General features: G+C 40.3%; 15 protein-coding genes. 14 read left to right on the top strand and 1 reads right to left on the bottom strand.

The features are described from left to right. Nucleotides 1–506 precede the first annotated feature (506 nt). From PZB74_RS17305 to PZB74_RS17360, 12 genes are all read left to right on the top strand, one after another. On the top strand, nucleotides 507–3,647 hold the full coding sequence (locus tag PZB74_RS17305; RefSeq protein ID WP_302238412.1) for a SusC/RagA family TonB-linked outer membrane protein: 3,141 nt from the start codon (nucleotides 507–509) through the stop codon (nucleotides 3,645–3,647). Nucleotides 3,648–3,675: 28 nt separating this feature from the next. Continuing rightward, nucleotides 3,676–5,187 carry a SusD/RagB family nutrient-binding outer membrane lipoprotein gene (locus tag PZB74_RS17310; RefSeq protein ID WP_302238413.1) on the top strand — a complete coding sequence of 504 codons (1,512 nt, stop codon included), beginning with the start codon at nucleotides 3,676–3,678 and terminating at the stop codon, nucleotides 5,185–5,187. Between the two features lie 275 nt (nucleotides 5,188–5,462). Continuing rightward, on the top strand, nucleotides 5,463–8,564 hold the full coding sequence (locus PZB74_RS17315) for a SusC/RagA family TonB-linked outer membrane protein (RefSeq protein ID WP_302238414.1): 3,102 nt from the start codon (nucleotides 5,463–5,465) through the stop codon (nucleotides 8,562–8,564). 10 nt (nucleotides 8,565–8,574) lie between these two features. Continuing rightward, nucleotides 8,575–10,014: a SusD/RagB family nutrient-binding outer membrane lipoprotein gene (locus PZB74_RS17320; RefSeq protein ID WP_302238415.1), complete on the top strand. Its 1,440-nt coding sequence runs from the start codon at nucleotides 8,575–8,577 to the stop codon at nucleotides 10,012–10,014. 838 nt (nucleotides 10,015–10,852) lie between these two features. Then, on the top strand, nucleotides 10,853–14,239 hold the full coding sequence (locus tag PZB74_RS17325; protein WP_302238416.1) for a SusC/RagA family TonB-linked outer membrane protein: 3,387 nt from the start codon (nucleotides 10,853–10,855) through the stop codon (nucleotides 14,237–14,239). Nucleotides 14,240–14,252: 13 nt separating this feature from the next. Then, nucleotides 14,253–16,124, top strand: coding sequence for a SusD/RagB family nutrient-binding outer membrane lipoprotein (locus PZB74_RS17330; RefSeq protein ID WP_302238417.1), 1,872 nt, complete (start codon nucleotides 14,253–14,255; stop codon nucleotides 16,122–16,124). A gap of 255 nt (nucleotides 16,125–16,379) precedes the next feature. Next, nucleotides 16,380–17,102, top strand: coding sequence for a copper homeostasis protein CutC (locus PZB74_RS17335; RefSeq protein ID WP_302238418.1), 723 nt, complete (start codon nucleotides 16,380–16,382; stop codon nucleotides 17,100–17,102). Beyond that, nucleotides 17,102–17,992: an endonuclease/exonuclease/phosphatase family protein gene (locus PZB74_RS17340; protein ID WP_302238419.1), complete on the top strand. Its 891-nt coding sequence runs from the start codon at nucleotides 17,102–17,104 to the stop codon at nucleotides 17,990–17,992. Before PZB74_RS17335 ends, PZB74_RS17340 begins: the two co-directional genes overlap by 1 nt. Nucleotides 17,993–18,074: 82 nt before the next feature. Further along, nucleotides 18,075–19,739, top strand: a complete 1,665-nt coding sequence (locus tag PZB74_RS17345) for an alpha-amylase family glycosyl hydrolase (protein ID WP_302238420.1) — start codon at nucleotides 18,075–18,077, stop codon at nucleotides 19,737–19,739. 44 nt (nucleotides 19,740–19,783) lie between these two features. Next, a complete protein-coding gene (locus tag PZB74_RS17350; protein WP_302238421.1) occupies nucleotides 19,784–21,040 on the top strand; it encodes an SGNH/GDSL hydrolase family protein in 1,257 nt (418 codons plus the stop codon). Nucleotides 21,041–21,109: 69 nt separating this feature from the next. Further along, nucleotides 21,110–22,345 (top strand): pyridoxal-dependent decarboxylase, encoded by a 1,236-nt coding sequence (locus PZB74_RS17355; protein WP_302238422.1) that lies wholly within the window; start codon nucleotides 21,110–21,112, stop codon nucleotides 22,343–22,345. 28 nt (nucleotides 22,346–22,373) lie between these two features. Next, entirely contained in the window at nucleotides 22,374–23,384 is a 1,011-nt protein-coding gene (locus PZB74_RS17360; protein ID WP_302238423.1) for a Kelch repeat-containing protein, read from the top strand. 37 nt (nucleotides 23,385–23,421) lie between these two features. Here PZB74_RS17360 and PZB74_RS17365 read toward each other — a convergent pair whose 3' ends face one another. Next, nucleotides 23,422–24,543 carry an SMP-30/gluconolactonase/LRE family protein gene (locus PZB74_RS17365; protein ID WP_302238424.1) on the bottom strand — a complete coding sequence of 374 codons (1,122 nt, stop codon included), beginning with the start codon at nucleotides 24,541–24,543 and terminating at the stop codon, nucleotides 23,422–23,424. A gap of 330 nt (nucleotides 24,544–24,873) precedes the next feature. Between PZB74_RS17365 and PZB74_RS17370 the strand changes: the two genes are divergently transcribed. Both PZB74_RS17370 and PZB74_RS17375 read left to right on the top strand, forming a co-directional pair. Next, complete coding sequence (locus PZB74_RS17370; protein WP_302238425.1) at nucleotides 24,874–25,587, top strand: 3-keto-disaccharide hydrolase; 714 nt, start codon at nucleotides 24,874–24,876, stop codon at nucleotides 25,585–25,587. A gap of 176 nt (nucleotides 25,588–25,763) precedes the next feature. After that, complete coding sequence (locus PZB74_RS17375; protein WP_302238426.1) at nucleotides 25,764–26,339, top strand: DUF1697 domain-containing protein; 576 nt, start codon at nucleotides 25,764–25,766, stop codon at nucleotides 26,337–26,339. Nucleotides 26,340–26,341: the final 2 nt, after the last annotated feature.

Consider the following 26,341-nt stretch of genomic DNA (forward strand, 5'->3'; position numbering starts at 1 on the left):
ATACTTTTCCTGAATAATATCTAGTGCTTTTTAAGTGTATTACGCAAAAAAAATATATGCAAAGCATGAGCTATTGGGTACTTAACAAATAATCTCAGTTTATTGGTTGAGTAATATTCTATCTCTATATAGATATGATGTAATTTATTATTCTTCAATAACCATAAAAACAAAATATAATTTTTTAAAATAAAAATAAATTAGTTATTTGGTCGGTGGTTAGAAAAGAAGCCCGAGCCAAAACACCTATTGTATTATCATTATCCTCCATGTATAAGTATTGAATAAAATGGCAAAATTTTGAATAATTATCAAAAACAAAGCTTTTTTTATGCGGAGGATGCTATAATTTTAAGTATTAATTGATAATACTTAAAAAGTTATGTTAATAATAACTATTTATTGTGGGTTGTTTTGCTTGGGTTTCACTTTCTTATCATATTGCCTCTGGCTAAATGTTATCATTTAGCATTTGTTTTACTTTTTTCACAATAATCTAAATGTTTATGAAAGAAATTCTACCCAGCATGCAGATGGGGCTAAACCGAGCCTTTTCATCTGTAAAACATGTTGCAGTAGTAGTGGTGTTGCTATTAACTACTACCGGCATGCTTTGGGCGCAAAGCAGAACAGTTAGTGGTAAAGTTACTGATGAAGAAGACAGCGGATTACCAGGAGTAAATGTTTTACTTCAAGGGTCTACTGTTGGTACCGTTACCGATATAGAAGGTAATTATTCTATTGCTGTTCAGGGAGACAATCCAGTCCTGATATTCTCGTCAGTAGGTTATGAATCCTTAACGGAGGAAATTGGTAATCGTACGACCGTTAACGTTAACCTTCTGCCTGACCTTACTCAATTGAGTGAGGTAGTAGTAACCGCTCTTGGTGTTGAAAAAGAGAAAAAATCATTAGGTTACTCAGTCAGCGAAGTGGAGGGCGAAGCATTAGTACAAGCTCGCGAAATTAACCTGGGTAATGCACTTTCAGGTAGAGTAGCAGGAGTAAATGTAAGCAGCACCGCTACTGGCCCTGCAGGTTCTTCTCGTGTGGTTATTCGTGGTAATAGCTCATTAGGAGGCAATAACCAGCCCTTGTATGTTATTGATGGTGTGCCTATTGACAACTCACAGCTTGGTTCTGCTGGTATGTGGGGTGGTTCTGACTCTGGAGATGGTCTTTCAAGTATTAATCCAGATGATATCGCAGAAATAAGTGTACTAAAGGGTAATACAGCTGCTGCACTTTATGGTTCAAGAGCTTCTAACGGTGTTATCCTGATCACAACTAAAAAGGGAAGTGCCAGAAAAGGTGTAGGAGTAGAGCTAAACTCTAACCTTACTTTTGAAAACATTATCAATAATTTTGACTGGCAGCGTGAGTACGGACAGGGTAACCGTGGTGCTAAGCCTACCAGTGCAGATGAAGCTTTTTCATTCGGTAACTCCTCCTGGGGTGCGCGCCTAGATGGCTCTCAGGTAATTCAATACGATGGTGTAAGCCGTCCTTATTCTTATACTGGAGACCCTTACGATGCTTTCTACGAAACAGGCTTAACATTTACCAATACACTTTCATTATACGGAGGAAACGAAACTGCTAACTATCGCTTTTCAGCCTCTAACCTGGATAACGACGCAGTAATGCCTAATGCAGGTTATAACCGTAAAAACTTCACTATGAACGTAAACGGTAAGTTTGCAGAAAAGCTAACTTTCTCAGCTAAAGCACAATATAGTATTGAAGATACTGATAACCGTCCTCGTTTATCAGACTCTCCTGGTAATGCCAACTTTGCTGTGGCTACACTACCAGCTAATATTGATGTAACTAACCTTCAGGGTGATCCTAATAAGTTAGGTGCAAGTGAAACAGGAGAAGAACTAGCCTTTAGCTCCAATATCTACCTGACTAACCCGTATTGGGGGGCTTACCAGTTTGTCAACAGCGATGATCGTAACCGTATAATTGGTTCAGCATTAGCGCGTTATGATATTACTGACTGGTTATACCTTCAGGGGCGTGTGGGTATTGACCGTTATTCTGTAAGAAGAACAAACATTGAACCTTACGGTACTGCTTACAAAGTATTGGGTGGTATGGTAGAAGGAAAAAGAACTGTACAGGAAATCAACGCTGACTTCCTTTTAGGTGCAGATCAGCAGTTTGGTGGCCTGGGTTTAAATGCATTTGTAGGTGGTAACCAAATGACCAGGTTTGATGAAAATATGACCATTAACGGCCAAAACTTTAACATTCCTTTTTTCCATGCAGTAAGCAATGCTGCTAACCAAAGCCCATCTTTAGGGTATAGCGAGAAGGGTATTAACTCTCTTTTCGGATCAGTTGAATTGAACTATAATGAGTTTATTTATCTGACTGTTACAGGTAGAAACGACTGGTTCTCTACATTGGCACCAGAAAAAAACTCTATTTTTTATCCATCAGTAGGTACCAGCTTTGTATTTTCAGATGCCTTCTCTATGCCTTCTTGGGTATCATTTGGTAAGTTGAGAGCTTCCTGGGCACAGGTTGGTGGAGATACAGACCCATATAATATCAATTTAACTTATGGTCTAACCGGTCAGGGACATCAGGGAGCGGCTTTAGCAACTATCTCTCAGAACAGTATTCCTAACGCAAACCTTCAGCCGTTAACAGTTACTGAAACTGAAGTGGGTTTTGACGTTCGTTTCTTAGACGATCGTTTAGGAATTGACTTTGCATACTACGATCGTTTAACTGAAAATGATATTGTTAGTGCCAGCATTTCAAGAACATCAGGTTACACAGGTGTAGTTGTTAATGTAGGAGAAATGAGAAACTCTGGTATTGAATTGTTAGTTACCGGTCAGCCAGTTGTAACCAGCAACTTTACCTGGGAAGTAGTCGCTAACATTGCTCAGAACAATAACGAAGTGCTTGAGCTTGCAGAAGGTGTGGACTTCCTTTCAGGAGATCAGGCACGTTCTCAGAACGTATTTGTACGTCATGCTATTGGTTATCCTTACGCTTCAATATGGGGACGTACGCACAAAACTATCAATGGACAGAAAGTATACGACGAAGACGGTCTTCCGGTAAGATCTGATGATATTGAATTGTTAGGATCAGGTGTTCATGATTTTACCGCAGGTCTTACTAACTCATTCCGTTATAAGAACTTCACCTTTAATGCTCTTATTGACATTAAAACTGGTGCTGACCTCTTCTCTGGTACTAACCTTAATGCGTATAGCCTGGGGCTACACCAGAATACACTTGAAGGTAGAGAGAATGGCCTGAGCTTTAGTGGAGTTGATGAAGATGGTGAAGCTGCTACTTTTACCATTGAACCAGAAAATGTACAGGACTACTACTCAAGAGTGGCTAGCCAGATTACTGAAGAGTTCATATACGATGCATCATTTGCTAAGTTACGTTCTATTCAGGTTGGTTATAATCTGCCTAACTCATGGTTGTCTTCTACTCCTTTCTCTACTGTTACAGTATCTGCCGTAGGACGTAACCTACTGCTGTTGTGGAGCAACGTTGATAACATTGATCCGGAATCTACTTATAGCACCAATAATAATAGTCAGGGATTAGAGTGGATGGGTGTGCCTCAGTACCGTTCATATGGATTTAACGTTAATATCAAGTTTTAATTAGCAAAACTGATTGGAATAGAAAATTATGAAAACATTATCATATAAATTATTTAGCCTATTGTTGGCTGGGCTTTTTCTGGTATCCTCTTGTGATACTGATGAGCTTATAGATATGAACGAGAACCCAAATGCCGCAGAGGAGATTGACCCTTCTTATATGCTGGCGTATTCTATGCTAAGAATTTCGGGGGATCGTTATGAAAGCTGGAGAGGAGTGATGATTTACTCTTCTACCATGATTCAGCATAATGCTGCACTACAGACGTATTGGTCTGGTGATAAGTATCTTTACAGTGCCCAATATTCAGGAGCCCTGTTTGAAGCGGCTTATCCTAATTATGTTAAGATGCTTGCCGCAGTTATTGAGCAAACAAAAGATGATCCTGCAAAGGGTAATGTCTATGGTATCGCTCGTATCCTTTGGGTACTAGGCATGTCTCGCTTAACTGATATGTACGGCGATATCCCTTATTTTGAAGCTGGACGTGGTTTCTATGATAACAACTATTCGCCAGCGTATGACCCTCAATCTGAAATTTATGCTGATATGTTAAAGCAGTTAGAGGAGGCTCCAAGTACTTTTGATGCTTCCCTTACTGACTTAGGTGACAATGGAGTACAGGATGTCATTTATCAGGGTGACCTTAACAAGTGGGAAAAATTTGCTAACTCACTTATGCTTCGTCTGGCAATGCGTGTGTCAAAAGTAGATCCTGCTATGGCACAGGAGTATGTAGGTAAGGCTATTGCCGGTGGCCTCATGGAGAGTAATTCTGATAATGCCTATGTTCAGCATACTGATGGTCCTGTAGGTCTAAATCAGAATGGTATAGGTCAGGTGTTCTTAGCTGATGACAATCAGAGACTTAGCAAAACTTTTGTTGACTGGATGCTAAACCACAATGATCCTCGTATAGAAGTGATTGCGACATTAAATCAGGATGATATTTACAATGGCCTTCCTAATGGATATGATGCAACTACTATTAAAGAGTATGAGGGTACTGGAGAAGAAGCTGTGCCTATTGAGCTTTACTCAACTACTAACCCTGAGTTGGTAACGCTAGATGCACCTATGTTCTTCCAGACTTATGCTGAAGTTGAACTGCTGCTTGCAGAAGCTTCTATCCTCGGATGGCATAATGGCGACCCGGAAACACATTACAACAATGGTGTAAGAGCTAACATGCAGCACTTTACAACATACAATGAGTCTCTGGCTATTTCTGATGAGCAGGTGGATGCTTATTTAGCTGCCAACCCATATAATTCTGCAAACGGATTAGAAATGATTGGTGAGCAATACTGGATAGCTACTTTCCTGAATGATTATGAGTCTTGGGCAAACTGGAGAAGAACAGGCTATCCTGTACTTACACCAACTAATTATCCTGGCAATATTACCGGTGGCCAGATACCTAGAAGACTGCGCTACTTTGAAGGAGAGTATGGTAACAATGGAGAGCAACTTCAGGCTGCTATCGCTCGTCAAGGACCTGATGAGTTTACTACGCGCATCTGGTGGGATGTTGAATAAAATATGACAAATGATCTAATTATTAAAGTGGAGCGAAATGCTCCACTTTTTTTTTAGCTAATTTTTATTTAATTATCCTGTGAGTTAGTACTTATATTTTTGAGTGCTATAAAATTATCCTCATGCATCTTGCTTAAGTATAATTTCTTCTTTTAAACATATCATCTGTATTTTATTATAAATGCAGGTGTTTCGTTATATATTGCTCGAATATTGCCAAATAGCCTATTGGAAAATCCTAAAAGGCTGATATTTTCTAACCACTCAACCGATCTATGAAAATTACTTTACTTCTTCATCGGAGGGGGCTTCTATCTTATTTTAGCGCCCTATCCAGAGTAGGGGCATTGTTATTAATGCTTCTATTAAGTAACTCATTGTACGCTCAAAACACGGTATCCGGCAAGGTAACCGACGAAAACAGTAGCGGCTTACCAGGCGTAAACGTGCTTTTAAAAGGTTCAACTTCGGGTACAGTTACAGATGTAGATGGGAATTTTACCATCAAAGTGACTGGTGAACAGCCGGTACTACTTTTTTCTTCTGTAGGTTATCTCTCACATTCGGAACAGGTTTCAGGAAGATCTACTGTTAACGTAAGTCTTAAACCCGACCTCAAGCAGCTTTCTGAAGTTGTTGTTACTGCTTTTGGTATGGAAAAAGAGAAAAAGGCACTAGGTTATGCCATTCAGGATGTAGCCGGTGAAGAACTGGCAGAAACTTCCAGACCCAATGTAATAGAGTCTTTACAAGGTAGGGTAGCCGGTGTTAATGTAGCCAGTACCAGTGGCTTGCCTGGTTCATCTACTTCTATTGTTATTCGTGGTGGTACTTCACTAGATGGTAACAACCAACCTTTGTTTGTGGTAGATGGGGTGCCTGTAGATAATACCACATTAAACGGAAGCTATCTGCTTTCTGACTCACCCAACAGAAATTTTGACTATACCAGCCGTGGTTCCGATATAGACCCTGATGATATTGAAAGTATTACCATACTTAAAGGCCCATCTGCTGCCGCATTGTATGGAATTGATGCAGCAAATGGTGCGGTAGTTATCACTACCAAAAAAGGTAAAGCCGGTAAAAGCCAGATTACCTATGGCAACAATTTTCGTTTTGAAACTATTGAACGTCTGCCAGAAATATTTAAGGAATACAATACTGGTAATGATGGTGTAACCAATAATGAAAGTAGAAATCACTGGGGAGAAAAAATATCAGGAAGCACTCCGGTGTACAATAATTTAGAAGACTTTTTCCAGACTGGTTTTAGCCAGAATCATAACTTAAGTATTAGCGGTGGAGCAGATATGTTGACTTATCGAGTTTCGGCAGATGTAGTACGTCAGGATGGCTCTGTACCCAGTACCGGATTTGATAGAAACTCGTTCCGACTAAACCTTTCATCTCAAACTACAGAAAGGCTAAACTTTACAGCATCTGCAAACTACATTAAATCTTCGGCAGACAGAGCTTCTAAAGGAAGCGGAAGTTTGTATCAGAATGCTTTGCTTTGGCCAATTACCGATAATATGAGTGAGTATCTTAACCCAGATGGCACCAAAAAAACATTTTATGAAAATGGTGATGATGATTTTGACAACCCTTATTTTACGGCCTATTACAATGATGTAACGGATGAAACTGACCGTTATCTTCTTAATGGTAGCATGAAATACCAGATTTTTGACTGGTTGGATGTTACTGGTAGGGTAGGCTCAGATATTTATTCTACTTACGGACTTACTACTTATGACGACGAGTCTGCGCAGCGCTACCCTAATAGAAGTATTGCCAGTTCGGTCGGTGGTCTAATGGCTGAGTATGATGCTAAAAGTAACCTCCTGAATTCGTTCCTGCTGATCAATTCATATAAAAGTTTTGGTGATTTTAATACCTCACTTACACTGGGCCATAATATGGAACAGCGTACCTATAGAGTAGACTCACGCTATGGTGAAAGTATACAGGTGCCAGACTTATATACCATTGTTAATACTGATCAGGACAGTCGTGAGATTAGCGTGAGAGGTTACCGCAGAAGCCTGGTAGGGGTATTTGGTGACTTTAAGATTGACTATAAAAATATGATCTTCCTATCTGCAACTGGCAGAAATGACTGGTCTTCTACTTTACCTAAGCAGAACAATAGCTTCTTTTATCCCTCAGTAAGTACCAGTATTGTATTTTCAGAATTATTTGATCTGGATGTTAACTCACCCATTAGCTTTGCTAAATTAAGAGCTTCTTATGCACAGGTAGGTAAAGATGCTCCAACGCACCGTACTCAACCTTCTCTGGGAGAGTTTACCCGTACTGGCGGTGGATTTACAGTGGGGGTTTTTGGTCCAAATCAAAATATCAAGCCAGAAACAACTACATCTTATGAAGTAGGTATGGATCTTCGTTTATTCAAAAACAGATTAGGGCTGGATGTTACTTATTACAATGTGAGAAGTAGAGATCAGATCGTTTCTCCACGTCTGAGCTATGCCACAGGTTATATTCTACAACTGGTAAATGCTGGCGAAATAGAAAATAAAGGCCTGGAGTTGATGATTAATGGAGATATCATTAAAAACAGCACAGTACGCTGGAATGCACTGGCCAACTTTACACTGAACCGTAACAAAGTAGTTTCTCTTCCTGGAGACTTTGAAGAGTTTTATTTATCAGATACCTGGTTGTATGGTAATGCGCGCGGTGGATATGTGCCTGGCGAGTCTTTTTATACAATTACTGGTAACTCTCGTGCTACTACAGAAGAGGGCCAGTTAATTATTGGAGATGATGGATACCCAGTAGAAGATACTGGATTTGAGGAGATTGGAAACCGTCAGCCTGATTTTACCCTCGGACTTACCAACACTGTAGAGTACAAAGGTTTTAGGCTTGCTATACTATTAGATATTCGTAAAGGTGGTGATGTATACAATGCTACCGCTCGTCGTATGGTCTATGCCGGTTTGCACCCTTCTACAGCAAATCGTGATGAAACTGTAGTATTTGAAGGTGTTACCGAAGATGGAGAAATGAATACGCAGGAAGTCGTGCTAGATCAGGATTATTATCAGTCTAGCAATCGTGGTCTGGTAGAATCTTTATTTATAGAGAAGGATATTAACTGGATGAGGCTTAGAGATGTGACACTTTCCTATCAGTTTCCTTCTGCCATGCTGGAGAATACTTTTATTAAAAGAGCAAGTGTGCATTTGAGCGGAAACAACTTACTCCTGTTATCTAACTACTCTGGTGCAGACCCTGATGTCAATGGGCTGAACGCTTCGGGTAGAGGTAGTAATGCCGGTGGTTTTGATTATTTCTCTTTTCCTAACCCAACAGTTTACTCAGCAGGTTTAAAAGTAACTTTCTAAACGAGACATCATGAAAATTCATAAAATATACTATTTATTGCTTCTTTTAGCTTTTGCTTCTTGCGAAGACTATCTGGACATTAATGACGATCCCTATCTTCCGCAAACAGCTTTACCCCATCTCTATATGCCTCAGATAATCTACTCTATGGCAGAGGGTGAAATGTTTGACAGTCGTTATGTTGGAGCATATACCCAAAACTGGGTTTATTTTACCCCCAACTACTTCTATGACAGACATGGGGCAAGTACTATTAGCGGTACACAAAAATTTCGTAATCATTACTGGGCTACAGGTTCTAACCTAAACGAAATGGTAGAACAGGCTCAGGACGACGGCCTGGGGGGATACCAAGGAATTGCCAAAACTATACGTGCCTGGAGTTGGCAGGTGGTTACAGATCATCATGGAGAACTACCTTACCTACAGGCCTGGGATAATACCAGAACAAAATTTGACTACGATAGTCAGGAACTTATCTATAGTGAAGTGCAGAAGCTAGCGGATGAAGGTATTAATTTGCTTAATAATCCAGAGTTTGAAATTGATTCTCGCCTGGCGGCAAATGACTTTATCTATGGTGGTGATTTTGAGAAGTGGGAGAAATTTGCCTATGCTATTAAAGCAAGAAACGCACACCACTTATCCAATAAAGCATCTTACGATCCTGATCAGGTTATATCTTTTGTAGATCAGTCTTTTACCAGTAATGATGATAATGCAAGTGTGATTTTTGCGGCAGATGCTTCCGCTACCAGTAGTTTTATGGGGCCAAGCCGAGGAAATTTTAATGGCCGTTTAGCTTCTGAGCTTATCATTAGTTATCTGGATGGTACCTATACAGGTGGGGTAGAAGATCCTCGTTTACCGCTTATGTTTAATACCAATGCTGACAGTGTTTATGTGGGTATAAAGCCCACCGTTGGAGATACAGCTGATATTGCTCCTTTGCTGTATGGTAAGTATATTTTTCAGGATGATGCTCCCTATCCTCTAATGACTTATGCAGAAATGCAATTTATAAAAGCAGAAGCAGCGTTTATAAAAGGGGATAAAGCTATGGCATTAAGTGCTTTCCAGACAGCAGTAATGGCTCATATGGAGTTTACCGGAGTAGATAATGCTACGGCATCTACTTTTATGGCTAATAGCCTTCCGGCTACTGCTGATGATTTGGAACTTAGCGACATTATGTGGCAAAAGTATATTGCTATGTATACTAATAACGAAACCTGGTCAGATTTGCGTCGCTACGACTGGAGTAGTGAAGTTTTTCCTGGCTTTGAGCTTCCTGAAGAGTTAGCTCCTGATAATGATGGTAAACCTTCAGAGAGATGGCTATTACGTCAGTATTCAGAATATGATTGGAATAAAGAAGCTTTAGAAGGTATCGGAGCTTTAGAACCAGACTATCAGACAATCCCTATGTGGTTTTCTGAGCCAAATTAGGTAAACGATAAATAAGCATCTGAGCCGTTTCTTATGTTATAAGAAGCGGCTTTTTTATGCGATTTACTATTTTTTTATATTCTGGTGAACAAAGCTCTTACTGCCTTAACAATTAGTCAAGCTGCTTTCATATACTTTTCTAAATTATACTACTAGGTATATGAGACTAATGGTATAGGTCTTTTGCTGTTAGTCTACACCCAACTTACTTTAAACATAATTTATACACTCTTCTTTAGTAGGTGTTGCATCCGTTATTATGGGAGGCATCAATTCTAAATTATAAGGCTATAGTCCTGTAAATCAGCTGACTAATTCCTGCTTTCAAAGCTACTTTCATGCAAGGTTTTGTGTTTTAATCATTTAAAAATGGTATGCTTTACTTAGGCGTGTAAATTTAATGTATGTATATACTTATACTGTAGTGGGATGAAATTTATGAAGGGTGTAGTTATAAATACTAAGTTACTTATGGTTTAATATAGGTTGACCGTTAGGTATATATTGGTATAAACTATTAAGCATTGTTTTCAATGATTATTTAGTTTTGATATGGTTTTCATAAAAATAATGTCATTTACTTGTAATTTTGTAAAATATATTTCTCTAAAATTAAGTACGTGCCCAATAGTATGTATACCAATGGCAGTAAAACTAAACACAAACATAAAATAGACTTATAACAATATTTTATTGAGTTATTTTAATTAGATTGGAAAATATTTATTATATATGGTACATAACTTTGGAATAAAATATTCTTTATTCTCATATTGCTGCTTGTTAGTGGATCTCGCACTAATGAATGTTTCATATTTTATTTTATTCCAAAACTTTTATGAGAGAGTATTTACTCGATGTGTTATTTGGAAGCAAAACCAAACTAACATTGTTTCGCTTTTGCGGAGTAGTAGTATTCTTACTGACTACTTCCGGCGTTTTGTGGGCACAAGGCCAAACTATCACAGGACAGGTAACAGACGAAAACAACGAAGGATTGCCCGGAGTAAGTATCCTGGTAAAGGGTACTGGCAGTGGTACTGTTACAGATGTCAATGGTGACTTTAGAATTACAGTGAGCGGAGAAAATCCCGCACTTGTATTTTCTTCAGTAGGGTACGAAACTGTTACCGAAGAAGTAGGTAACAGATCAGTAATTAACGTAAGCCTTCTTCCTGACCTTACTCAACTTTCTGAAGTAGTGGTAACTGCACTTGGCGTAGAGCGTCAGGAGCAATCATTAGGTTATGCGGTTTCTGAAATTCAAGGTTCAGAAGTTGCAGAAACTAACTTGATTAACCCGGTACTGGCACTTCAGGGAAAAGCAGCAGGTTTGAGTATCGGCGGTACTGATGGTGGATCTTTCGGTGGTAGCAAGATCAGTATTAGAGGTCAGTCTACGCTAGGTTCTAACAATCAGCCCATTTTTGTTGTAGATGGAGTTATTCTGGACAACCAGACATCAGGGGAAAGCGAATGGAATGCTTCTTCTGTTGACTATGGTAATGAGCTGAAAAACCTTAACCCCGATAACTTTGAGTCAGTTTCTGTACTTAAAGGTGCAGCAGCTACTGCTCTTTATGGTTCTCGTGGACTTAATGGTGCAATTGTAATTACTACCAAAAGTGGTTCTGGCAAAAAAGGACTGGGCGTAAGTGTGTCTCAAACAGTAGGTATTGAGCATGTATACGATACGCCTGATCTTCAAAATGAATTTGGTGAAGGTGCACTTGCCGGTTATATAGACTATGGTGACAATGCATACAATACCAATCAGTTTTATGCCAGAGAGGTAAACGGTACGGTAATGCCTTCACTGGTACACCCTTGGTCTGGTTTCTCTTTCGGTCCTAGATTTGACGGAAGAGATATTGAAGACTACGATGGTTCTATCACTTCTTACAATGCTCGTCCTGATAACATGAAAGAAGCATTTGACCTTGGTGTAAATACTAACACCAACGTGTCTATTCAGGGTGGTACAGAAAAAACTCAAATGTACCTTTCATTATCTCACAACATGAGAAACGGATGGTATCCTAGAAATGACTTTACCAGAGATAACTTATTACTGAAAGCTTCAACCTGGTTGAGCGACAGAGTAAAGCTTTCTGGTTCAGTAGCTTATACGCAGTCAAACCCTCAGAACCCTGCGGGTAACCTGGCAGGTATGTACCCCGAAGGTGGTGTATCCCGTTCTTATAATACTGAAAAGTACAGAGATCTATATACTGCAGACCATGGTGGTGTTCCTAGCACAAACTTTAATGATGAGTTAGGTAATGTACCTAATGCAGGTACCTGGTTTGGTATCTACAATAATGATTACAATCGTGAAGAAGTTACTGTGCGCCCGATTGTTAACCTTACCGCAGATATTACTGACTGGTTCAACGTAACACTTGAAGGTAATATGAATATCTTCTCTTATGAGTACGAAGCTAAAGAATTGGGGCAGGGTTATGCTAACGAAGGAGGTTTTTATAGCATTGAGCAATACCAGAAAAAACAACAGACTGGTAAACTTCTTTTAAACTTTATCCAGAACTTTGGCGACTTCTCTGCCAGCTTTACTACAGGTGGTGAAATTTTCCATACTGGTGCTAACAAAACAAGTATCAGAACAGATGGTGGTCTGGTAATACCCGGACAGTATTTCATTAGCAACAGTATCAATACGCCAAGATATGGTGATGATGTTGGTGTTTCTGCGACCAAGCAGATCAACTCTCTGTATTTCTTCCTGAATACTTCATGGAAAAACCAGTTGTATCTGGATATTACCGGACGTAATGACTGGTCTTCTGCACTTGTGTATGCTGATGGTAGCGGAGACTATTCTTACTTCTACCCTTCAGTAAGTAGTTCGTGGTTATTTTCAGAGACTTTTGATATGCCTTCATTCCTGTCTACTGGTCGTATAAGAGCATCATTAGCTCAGGTAGGTAATGATACCGATCCTTATAGCATTAACTCTGCTTACAGCCTGAACTCTTTAATTCAGAGCAACGGTAATGCTTATAGAATGTACTACAATCAATTGACAATGATTGATCCGGGGCTTCAGCCTGAGAAAAAGAATGCGATTGAGCTTGGTACTGCTTTAGGTTTTGTTAACGATCGTGTATTACTGGACTTTACCTGGTACAAAGAAAACACCAAAAACCAGATTGTAGATATTCCTGCACCTCAGTCTAGTGGTGTAACCAGACAGTTAATTAATGCTGGTAACATCCAGAACACAGGTATAGAGATAGCACTTAAGACAACTCCGGTACTTAACCAGAACTTCAGATGGGACCTGGACTTCAACTACTGGAGAAACAGAAATAAAATTCTTTCTCTACACCCTGATGTAGGAGATTACAAGAGCCTTGCTGGTAACCCCACTTATGGTAACTACCGTATCGGTACTGTAGCCTGGATTGGTGGAGCTTATGGCGAACTTTTGTCTGATATTATGCCTGCTACTAACGAAGAGGGGCAGAAAATCCTGACTTACAGTAACAGTAGACGTGGTGCCTACTTCCAAAGAAGTGGTGAAGTAGAAAGAATAGGTAACATCAACCCTGATTTTGAAGGTAGTGTTTCTAACACTTTCAGCTACAAAGGCTTTAACATGAGCTTCTTAATAGATATGCGTTTTGGAGGTTACTTAGCTTCTTATAACAACCGTTATGGTACCGCATATGGTTACCTGGAAACTTCTACTAAAGGTCTGGATGAAGAGCACGGTGGTATTACCTGGACCAGCGAATATGATGGTGTAACTTACCACGATGGTGTTATCCCTGACGGTGTATTTGCTGATGGTACAGTTATAGACCTTGCCAATGGTGAAAGCCAGGATGTTAGTGGTTTAACTTATCAGGAGGCTTATGAGCAGGGCTATGTAGAGCCAACTCATGCATCATACTTTACATACTTCACTAACTCTTGGGGACAAGGCGTTATTAATGACGACTGGTTCTCTGAAGTGAATTATGTGTCTCTTCGTCAGCTAAGTATTGGTTACACATTCCCTAGCAGCCTAACCGAGAAACTGAAGATTGAGAATCTGAATGTTTCTTTAATGGGACGTAACTTAGCTTATCTGTACAATTCTTTGCCTAACAACTTGAATCCTGAGAGTACAAGAGGTAACAGAAGTGACTACTCTTATTTTGAGCGCTCTTTCGCTCCTTATGTTGCTTCTTATGCTATGACCGTTAGGTTTAACTTTTAATTGACGTATTACAATGAGAAAAATATTTTTAACACTTATAGGAATCAGTCTACTGGTTTCTGCATGTGACGAAAATGATTTTGCGGAACTGAATCAGAATCCATCAAACGTTACAGATCCCGATTTAACATACTTATTCACAGAATCATTATTTCAGCTAGACAATTATGTCTATACCGAATGGTTCTATGATAATGCACAAAACATACTTCCCTGGACGCTTACTACTGTATCTAGTAGTGGTAACAGCGACCTGGTAGTTTTGGATGGTGAGCATGGCTCCAGAATTGGCGCCTGGTACACTCAGATTATGCCCGGGCTAGCCGATATCAGACAGTTTGTAGATAATCGCTACGAAGGTGTAGATCAGGCTTCTTTCCAGTATCTTAGAGCTATTACTTATCCTGTTCAGATTCTTCATGGAATCAAAGTAACAGATATCTATGGTGCACAGCCTTATGAGCAGGCCATGAAAGCTCGTTATACTGATCCTCCGTTGTTAGCACCAGAGTATGATGCTCAGGAAGAGCTTTTCAATATATGGCTAGCACAGTTAGATAGTACTATCAATACCCTCCAGTCTCCGGTTATGTTTGAAGGAGCTGAAGTATCTCAGATAAGCCTGAATGCTAATCAGGACTTTGTTTATTCCGGTGATTATTCTAAATGGGCGAAGTTAGCGAACTCACTTAAGCTGAGAATTGCAGCTCGTCTGTACAACCAGAATCCTGCACGTGCTATAGAGATTGCAGAAGAAGCGGCAAGTAACCCTGCCGGACTTATTACTGAGTCAGCAGAAGATTTTTACTGGGCTCCTGGTTCTGAGTATGATCACTTTGGAAATGACATCAGTTTTGGTGTAGGTAGCAAAAACCTGATTGATTTTCTTAAAGAAAATAAGGATCCTCGTCTGAAATTTCTTTTTGACAAGAACAGCTACAACAGTATGGTTGTACAGGCATTCTACGATGAGGGCAAAAGTCTACCTACTTACATTGAAGAAAACGTAATTTCTGAAATGGAAGATGGAAAGAAAGTCTTCAAAGGATGGAAAGCTCCTGGTGAGCCTTGGGTGCGTTTTTACGGTGCTCCTGCATCTCCTGACGCTACTAAAGACGAAACTACTTACAAAAATTACTTTGATGTAAATAGCTACCAGTTGGAGAGCAAAACTTATTCTCCCTTGTCTTTCTATAATGAGAAGAACATCAGACCATATATGGACCTTACTTATCCGGATGTACCTGAAGTAACCAATGTATATGATGCTAACGCTTCTTATAGCTCAAACCTGTTCTCTTCTGCTGAAGTAAACCTTTACCTTGCTGAATTTAAACTGCTAGGGGCTAGTCTTCCTGAAGATGCCAACACTTATTTTCAGCGTGCGGTAGAGCAATCAGTAATGGCGCATGACAGATTAGCTCAGTCTAATGATATTCTGTATTACAACAATGCTTATGATCAGGCTTATGGTGCTCCTCTTGCTCTTCAGCCTGGTGAAATTACGGCTCTGTTAATGCAGGAAGATTACCAACTGACTGGAAATACTGCACTTGATCTTGAGAAAGTATATCTACAGCAGTACATACATTTTATATCTAATCCTAATGAGCTTTTTGTTACTAGCAGACGTTCTGGTGTTCCTAAAAAAGGAAGCTCAATATTAGCTCGTGAAGCTTTCACCTCTGGTGGAGCGGAATTGACTATCCCTAGAAGGTTTACTATCAATAGCCCTACTTTGGATGATATCAATTACGAAAACCAGATGAAGGCGATACAAGACCAGGGATTTACTCCTGGTAGTAATGACCCTGCTGTACTTAATAGCGAAAGACTATGGTACGACAGCAATGCTCCACAGTGGGGTAGTGGTCCTAATAATTAAGAGATTAATAAGTAAGACTATTGTTTATAATAAAGAGAGCGTGATTTTCATGCTCTCTTTTTTTTAGATAAGTATAATAAAGCTTCAGTATAGAATGTAAACTGCCTTTACCATTAAGTTTATATTAACTCTAAGGTAGATATCAATAAATGATACTAAAAGTGACGTTAAAAGCGTCACTTTTTTTAGTTTTGAACTAAATTAAGCTACCCTGCACGGTAGCGTACACAATGTGTTACATAACCTTTTTTATCCGTGAAAATTGAAGTTTGTATTGATTCAGTTCAGTCCGCTATAAATTCTGAAAAAGGCGGTGCTATTAGAGTAGAGCTTTGCGATAATCTTTTTGAGGGCGGTACTACCCCAAGTGCCGGTACCATTGCTCTTGCCCGTCAGCAGATCAGCATTGGCCTTCAGGTAATCATCCGTCCCAGAGGGGGAGACTTTTTATACTCCGACCTGGAAATGGAGATTATGAAAAAAGACATCCAAACGGCGAAAGATTTGGGAGCAGATGGCGTGGTCATCGGTATACTCACTGCCGAAGGTAAGGTAGACAAAGTTCGTTGCGCCGAACTGATTAAAATCGCGCGCCCTATGAACGTTACCTTTCACCGTGCTTTTGACATGACAGTTGACCCCTTTGAGGCTCTGGAAGATATTATAGAGCTGGGGTGCGACCGTATTCTTACCTCCGGGCAGGAAAAATCTGCTATAGAAGGTAAAGCTCTTATCGCCGAGCTACATAAGAAAGCAGATGGCCGTATCATCATCATGCCTGGTGCTGGTATTGATGAGTACAATATAGACCAGATGAAAGCTTGCGGTGTAGAAGAGTGTCATATCTCGGCGCGTAAAGTAGAGCACAGCGCTATGCAGTACCGAAACCCTACAGTATTTATGGGAGGAACTTTAAGAATGCCTGAATACGAAATTCTGGTAGCCGATAGTGAACGAATCAACAAAATGACAAAATAATGCTTAAAGCAATTCACTACCTTTCGTTAATCTCTATTGTGGCCCTGGTAGCCTGTAGTTCGCAGCCTCAGAAGGAACAAAATATGAGTAGCACCGAAGCAAATACATCTTTTAAAGTGATGTCTTTTAACATCCGTTATGATAATCCTGGTGATAGTGCGCACGCCTGGCCAAACCGTAAGGAAATGGTCAGCAGTGTTATCCAGTATCATGAAGCTGACTTACTAGGCATGCAGGAAGCGCTGGAACATCAGGTAAAATATTTGGCAGAATCTTTAGACCACATGGACTGGGTAGGGGTAGGCCGCGATGATGGTAAAACCAAAGGAGAGTTTTCGCCTATCTTCTACAATAAAAGTAAGTTTGATTTGGAAGACTCTGGCACATTCTGGTTATCAGAAACTCCCGACGAGATTAGTGTTGGCTGGGATGCGTCTATGGAAAGAATAGCGAGTTGGGCCAGGCTTAAACACAAGCAGTCTGCAAAAACAATTTTTTACCTCAATACCCATTTTGACCATAGAGGTGAAAAAGCCAGAGAGGAGAGTGCCAAACTTATCAGAGCCAAAATTAAAGAACTGGCAGTAGATATGCCTATAATCGTTACTGGAGATTTTAATAGCTTTCCTGAATCTGCTGCCATACAAAATATGATTAGCGATGGCGAACTAAACGATGCTTTTGAAGTAAGTGAGCAGCCTCACCATGGAGCTACAAGTTCTTTTAGTGGCTTTGTAGTAAGTAATCCTATGGAAGTAAATCGGCGTATAGATTACATCTTTGTCAGCCCGGAAGTAAAGGTTAAAAAACATGCTATCCTGACTGACTCCAGAAATAATGCATACCCGTCGGATCATCTGCCAGTGATTGCGAAAGTAAGTATTGACTAAGTTGTAGAATTAAGCAAGAGAAACAGGAAATACATATTTAGTTCATAGTCAGATTAAGTATATTGACTTAAATTGAATAGCTATGAAGAATATTTACCTGTTTCTCTTTTCATTTTGTGCCTTACTCTTTCGGTGCTCTTCCCCGGAGTCTACCGAAATGCTTAAAAACAGTGAAGCAGTGCCATTTGACTGGCGTAATGCTACCATATATTTTTTACTCACCGACCGTTTCTACAACGGAAATGTTGCCAACGATATCAATTTTAACAGAACTGAAGAAACAGCCAGGCTCAGGGGTTTTGAAGGAGGTGATATTGCGGGTATCACCCAAAAAATTGAAGATGGCTATTTTGATAGACTAGGTGTTAATGCCATCTGGTTTACCCCTGTAATAGAGCAAATTCATGGAGCTACCGACGAAGGCACAGGTCTGACTTACGCTTATCATGGCTACTGGGCTAAAGACTGGACTAGACTAGACCCCAACTTCGGTACTTTTGAAGAGCTTGAAACGTTAGTTGCTACCGCCCACGAACATGGCATACGAGTGTTGCTGGATGTAGTTATTAACCATACCGGTCCAGTTACCGAATTGGATACAGCTTGGCCCGATAACTGGGTACGACAGGCGCCCGCCTGCACTTATGAAGGTTATGCCAGTACTGTAGAATGCACATTGGTGGAAAATCTACCGGATATTTACACAGAAAGTGAGGAGGCTGTGGATTTACCTCCAACACTGGTGGAGAAGTGGAAAGCTGAAGGTCGTTATGAAGAAGAAATGGAGGAGTTAGATGCATTTTTTGAGCGTACGCATTATCCCCGTGCTCCCAAATATTATATTATCAAATGGTTAACTGACTATGTAAGAGAGTTAGGGATAGATGGCTTTAGGGTAGATACTGCTAAACATACCGAAGCAGACCTATGGGATGAGCTAAAAAAACAGGCACTGGTAGCTCTTGAAGAATGGAAAGCGTCCAATTCAGAAGAAGCCCTGGATAACGCACCTTTCTGGATGGTAGGAGAGGTTTATAACTTTAGTGCTGCCCAGGGGCCTGCTTATGATTATGGGGATACTAGCGTTAATTTTTACAGCCATGGCTTTGAGTCACTGATAAACTTTGATTTTAAGCAGGATGCTGAAGGCAGTTACGATAGTATTTTCACCAAATATGATAACTTACTGCATGGGGGTAAACTGGCAGATTATAACATACTCAATTACCTCAGCTCTCATGATGATGGAGCTCCCTTTGATCCAAAAAGAGAAAGAAGTAAGGAAGCCGCAAACAAGCTGTTGTTATCTCAGGGTGCTGCGCAAATTTATTACGGGGATGAGTCGGATCGTAGTTTGGTGATAGAGGGTGCTAATGGTGATGCCACGCTTCGCTCTTTTATGAACTGGGATCAAATTGAAAACTCGGATAGTGTACAAATGGTGCTTTCCCATTGGGCTAAACTAGGTACTTTTAGAAAAGAACACCCTGCTGTAGGTGCCGGCAAACATCAAATGATAGCAGAACAGCCCTACACTTTTGCCAGAAGCTATCAGCAAAATGAGTTTGAAGATAAGATTGTAATAGCCCTGGGGGCATCCGAAGGTGAAAAAACGATAAAAGTAGAAGGTATTTTTGATGAAGGTACACAGCTTATAGATAGTTACTCCGAACTTGATGTTGTGGTAGAAAGTGGACAGGTAACTTTAAATACCCCATACGATATAGTTTTACTTTCACGAATGTAGTGTAAATTATTGAAAATCAGCAAATAAACGCAATACTCTTAAACATGAATAGAAGAGATTTTCTAGCACAAACAACCAAAGCCTCACTCGTACTAGCGTCAACTTACTCTAGCTTTACAATTCCGCAGATTTCCCTGAACTCAGGCTGGAATGGCAAAACAGTACTCTTTATAGGAGATAGCATCACGCAGGCAGGTACCTATATCAATTTTGTAGAAAGCTGGTTACAAAGTCGCTATCCTGAACAGGAGTTTGATATATTTAATCTGGGCTTGGGTAGCGAAACCATTTCTGGCTTAACCGAAGAGGGGCACCCTTACCCCAGGCCATATGCCCACGACCGCCTGCAAAAAGTTTTTGAAAGTATTAAACCCGACAAAGTTTTTGCCTGCTACGGTATGAACTGTGCAATCTACCATCCTTTTGATACAGCCCGATTTAAAAAATATCAGCAGGGAATTGAAAAGCTCATAGATTTAGCAGACAGTCATCAGGCGGAATTAACTCTGATGACACCACCCCCTTTCGCATTACAGGTAAATGACTGGGATAAAGCACTTAAAGATACAAAGCGTACGGATTATGGATATGCACAACCCTACGAAGCCTACGATGAGGTGCTAAGAAGGTATGGCGATTGGATATTAAATCTGAAAGGTCAACAGAGTATTGACCTCCATGAACCTATGCTGAAATTTGCACATCTGAGCTATGGTAAAGACGTCGTGCATCCTAATTTATTTGGCCATCAGCTGATGGCATATACAATTCTCAAATCGCTGGGAGAATTACCTCAAAAAACAATAAAGCTGTCAGCATCGTGGAAGCCTGTAAACGGGGAAGCCAGATGCGAAATGCAGTTTAACAGACCTAGATTCGGACATGTACAGCTTTCAGATAACTCAGACTACAACCAGCTTTTGGGCGGGATGCAGCAATTGGTATTGAAAGTAAACTCTTGTCCTGAAGGCAATTATCAACTATTTGATGGAGACTATTATCTCGCTCAGTTTAGTAGTGATGAGTTACGCAATGGTGTAAATATAAATCCATTGGAAAACCATAGCCTATTTGATAAAACCAGCTTCGCGCGACAGCAAAAAGATAGCTTTGCATTAATTACTGCTAAACGCGAAATATGCGATTATGCGTGGCTACAGCATATTGGTCATAAAAGGCCTATGTCTCGCCAGGGAATACCTATAGCACTGGCAGAAGCTAAAAGGCTTGTACTTAATCAAAAGATTAGGCTGATCAATTCCGCTGAGCATTGGAAGCCAGAACTTATACAACTGACATAATCATTTGTCAGTACTGCTATTTTTAACGTAATTCAATTAAACAATTTTTTGCCTGATTAGATCGTGAGCATGTTTTGGGAAAAGTACAATAGCATCAAAATAAAAGAGACTATTCTGGAAGCCCTTAAACAAAATCTGGACTACCGTTCAGAGAGTGTCTTGGGTTTGCCAGCTACGGTGCTTGATCCGGAAGTTTTTTATCAGGATGCCCCTTTTTTAAAGGATGCCCCATTTATGCAAACGATGGTGGCTAACCCTAACCACATTGGCTGCCATACTTTGGGTGAGTCTGAGCCAGCCTTTGCGGGTACTCAGGCCATAGAGAAAGAGCTGATAGATATATGTGCTACTCAGATTTTTGCTGCCAAAATAGATTCTTATGATGGGTATGTAGCTTCCGGTGGTACAGAAGCTAATATTGAATCTCTCTGGGTACATAGAAATATGTTTATGCGCAAGCAAGGAGCTCGCCTGGATGAGATCGCCATTGTATACTCAGAAGATACACATTATTCAATTCCTAAGGGAGCTAATCTGCTTCAGCTCAAGTCTATTATCCTTTCTGTGGATGATAGCAGCAGAGAAATTATTTATGAAGAAATGAAGCAGAAGCTTGTAGAAGCTAAAGCGGGTGGTATTAGATTTTTCATTCTTATCATGAACATGTCTACGACAATGTTTGGTTCGGTAGATGATATTCAACAATGCAGCCAGATTATGGATGAAGAAGAACTAGACTATCATATTCATGTAGATGGAGCTTATGGGGGCTTTATTTATCCCTTTGCCAAACCCCAGCAGGAATTAACTTTTCAGCACTCAAAAATCAATTCTTTTTCATTAGATGCCCACAAACTTGTGCAGACACCTTACGGCACAGGTATTTGTATCATGAGAAAAGGACTGATAGAGAACGCGCTTACTGAAGAAGCTCAGTACGTAAAAGGGAAAGATTATACTTTAATAGGAAGCCGTTCAGGTGCCAATGCAATAGCTATCTGGATGATATTAAGAACATATGGATCTGAAGGCTGGAAAGCCAAAACCGCCAGGCTTATAGATCGTACAGATCGGCTCTGCCAGAACCTAAAGGAAAGAGGGATAGGTTTCTTCCGAAACCCATACATGAATATTGTGGCTATGCGAGCAGAAGACATACCTAAAGCACTGGTTCATCAATTTCAACTTGTACCTGACTCTCATGAAAATGACGCACGTTGGTATAAAATTGTAGTGATGGAGCATGTTAGCCAGGGAGCAATAGACCGATTTCTCTTTGCCTGGGATGATCTTATGCATCATTAACATTTAATTACACAAACTAACCAACAGCATGAAAAAACTATGGATGCTAGGCCTGTGCCTGGCGCTGGCTTGTCAGTCAGAAAAAGAGAAAACCGAAAACGAAGTAGCTGAGCCAGAGGCTAAGGCCCCTCAGGAATGGACAAATGTTGAAACTAAGGGTGAGCCTACTGCCCGCCACGAAAATGCTTTCACCGAAGTAGAGGGCAAATTTTACCTTGTAGGGGGAAGAGGCGAAAGACCGGTAGATATTTATGATCCAGAAACAAAAAGCTGGTCGCAGGGTGCTACTCCTCCACTTGAAATGCATCACTTCCAGGCCGTTTCTTTTGATGGTAAACTCTATGTTATGGGGGCTTTTACTGGTGGTTTTCCTGATGAAAAACCTATACCCAATATCTATATCTACGATCCTGAAACTGATGAGTGGACTGAAGGCCCGGAAATACCTGAAGGGAGGCGGAGAGGAGCAGCCGGAGCATTTGCCTACAAGAATAAGCTATATCTGGTATGCGGCATACAGAATGGTCATACTGATGGTTATATCAATTGGCTGGATGAATATGACCCTGCTACAGATAGCTGGACTCAGTTAGCAGATGCTCCACACCAACGAGACCATGTGCAGGCAGTAGTTGCTAACAATAAAATCTATGTGGCGGGAGGAAGAACTACTTCAGCCGCTACAGGACAAACCATGGAGCTTACAGTGCCTGAAGTAGATGTTTATGATTTTGATAGCGGAACGTGGACCACGCTAGAAAATAATATTCCCACTATGCGTGCTGGCACTAGTTCGGTACACCACGGAGAGTATGTAGTAGTTATTGGAGGAGAGAGCGGAGCAATGGAGGCCGCCCACGATCACGTAGAAGCCTTAAATATTAATAATGGTGAATGGGAAAGCTGGCCTTCGCTTCAGCGTGGGAGGCATGGTACCCAAGCATTTATCTATGAGGACAATATCTATATAGCTGCAGGTAGTGGTAATAGAGGAGGTGGCCCTGAGCTTAGCAGCATGGAGAAATATAGTCTTCAGTAAACTAAAGTATATGAAGGTGAGTCAGACTCACCTTTTTTTAGTTCGCTGCTCTTTTCCAGCTTCTTCCAGGATGTTCAGCCATAAAAGTTTCTATGCATCCTCTATCCTGTAGTGTTACATAACAGCTGCGTCCTTCACTACCGCCAAAGGCGATATTAGAAGGCAGTTTCCCTTTCATTTGTACTTCACGAATTAATTCACCTGCTGGTGAAAGTATAGCCACTGTTCCTTTACCGTGACGAGTCACGTACAGATTGCCCTCCTGATCGCATCGCATACCATCCATGCCAAAATCAGGAAACTCAGCAAAGAGTCTTTTATCAGTTACTTCACCTGTTTCACTCAGCTGATAAGCCCAAATTTTACGCTGTACGCTCTCATTCACGTACAAAGTTTTTTGGTCTGGGCTTACTTCTACGCCATTGGTAGTGCCCATATTTGCTTCCACTAGCTCAACTTTTCCGTCAGGAAAAATTCTCCAGAGTTGCCCTGTAGACTCTGACCAATTGGGGTCACTGGCAAACACATTATCGTTATCCATAATAGCAATATCGTTAGGCTGGTTCATCTCCGGGCCATGAGCTAACACACTGATATTCTGGCTACTCATATCAATTTTCAGAATATTATGCTGCTTGTAGTCAGCCACCAGCATTTCACCCTGGCTATTGAAGCGAATTCCATTACCTATACTACCCTCAGGGAGCTCAACAAACAAGCTGGCATCTCCTTTAGGGCTGACTTTGCCTATAGTTCCCTGCTTTTGGAAATTGACAGCATATACATTTCCTGAAAGATCTACAGCAGGCCCTTCAATACCTTTAGTAAAACTACCGGCGGAGGTAAAGTCTTCAGTTTCTCTTTTCTGATCATCTGTTGCGGTAACTACAATTTTAACGCTATCCAACAGCTGTTCCTGAGCACTAAGGAGCATTCTTACGTAGGTTTCTCCTTCATTAATGCCTTGGACGTATCCGCTGTCATTAACCTGAGCAACCATTGGATTGACTGAAACCCATCTAAGATCTTTCAAATCTACCGCTCCTTGTATTGAAATGAATTGCTTTTCCCCTTCGGTAATTGTATAAGTGCGCTCACTAATTTTTACCCGCTGGCAAGAGGCTAATACTAAGAGTACGATCAACAATCTATAGTTCATATATACATTCTTTTAACTTTATACGAGTGGAGGCTAAATTAAACAGAGGCGTGTTGAGGATAAAGAAAACTTAAACATTTTGATAGGTTACCCACGCGATTTTGTTATCCCTGTGTAAATTTACTAGTCTATAAATTGCTTTCTGCAATACATATACTAAGTAAAAGTATAGTTTGTGTATGAAAATGGGAGTTTCATTTAGCACAATAAAAACTCTAAGTATTATATTGTAAGAGCTAAGCGAATTTTTTGTCGTGCAAATGTTCTACAGCTTTTTCAAGGCTCAGTTCTCCCACAAAGTATAGCCCTAATAAACTAATAAGTATAAGTATGAAGCTTTTACATGCTTTTGGTAGAAACAGACATCTGCTTTTAATGCTATCTGTAGCTAGCATTATGGAGTCTTGTGGGGAGAGTAATCAATCGGTGCCACTGTTTAATGGAGAAAATTTGCAGGGTTGGGAGGGAAAAGATAAATACTTTAGAGTAGAAGATCAGGCTATCGTTGCCGGAAGGCTGGATGAAATGATCCCTCAAAATGAATTTCTATGTACTACCAGAAATTACGAAAATTTTGACTTAAGCCTTAATGTCAGGTTAACAGGAGAGGGAGACAATGGTGGGGTGCAGTTCCGAAGTCAACGCGTAGCAGACAGTCATGAAGTTTCTGGATATCAGGCAGACATTGGTTTTATACCTAGTGCATGGATTAAGCAATTTCCACGCTTTCGTCATTTTGCCAATAATTTGGAAGATGACATACCCTACCCACTTTGGGGTAGTCTGTACGATGAGGCACGAAGGTCCCGCATACTTGCCCTGGGGGAACGCGAAATAGTTTTAGAAAACCTGAAGCCCAATGATTGGAACAAACTGAGGATAAGAGCGGTAAACCAGCAAATTAAAATCTGGCTGAATGATGTTCCAATTTCAGAGTTTATAGAAAGCGAAGGTATGGCTCGTACGGGATTAATATGCTTACAGGTTCATTCAGGTCCGCCATTAGAGGTTTGGTACAAAGATTTGATTATAAAAGAACTCTAGTATTCAAGCCTGCGATAGATTTTTGTGCATAAGGGTCTGATAATCAGTTTTATATAAGTAGTTAATAAACCTTTTCCTCAAATTTGTTTTGGTGAGCCAATCTAGTGCCTAACTTACAGACAAAGAAATTTGTCAATCCCACTTCATATCAATTATCAATTAATCATCATATTTCATTGATTAAGCAGCGTAAACATATATACATAGCCTACCTCAGAGGTATTAATGTAGGAGGCCACAGGAAGATAAAAATGCAGGAACTTAAAGCCTTACTCAATAGACAGGGATTTCATGAGCTAAATACCTACATACAAAGTGGAAATCTGGTCTTTTATCATGCAGATAAGTCAGCTGGTGAACTCCAGACAGATTTGGAAACCCTTATTTTGCAACACTTTGGTTTTGAAGTAAAAGTACTACTATTAAGCAAAGATGAAATAGATCATATTTTGAGCAGCAATCCTTATCTGCAGGATGATACCGACATCAATAAGCTTTATGTGAGTATGCTGGATCAGGTGCCCACTTCTGAAGCATTGGAGCATTTGCAAAGCTATAGCTTTCCTGGAGATGAGTTTACAGTACTTGGTAAGACTATTTTTCTCTACTGCGGCAATGGGTATGGTAAAACCAAATTGAGCAACGATTTCTTTGAAAAAAAACTAAAACAGTCTGCTACTACCCGAAACTGGAAAACCATGTTAAAAATGCAATCTATGGCAGATGATTTACTGGCGAGCGAATTAAAGTAGAA

The sequence above is a fragment of the Porifericola rhodea genome (genome assembly GCF_030506305.1).
GTDB classification, from domain to species: domain Bacteria; phylum Bacteroidota; class Bacteroidia; order Cytophagales; family Cyclobacteriaceae; genus Catalinimonas; species Catalinimonas rhodea.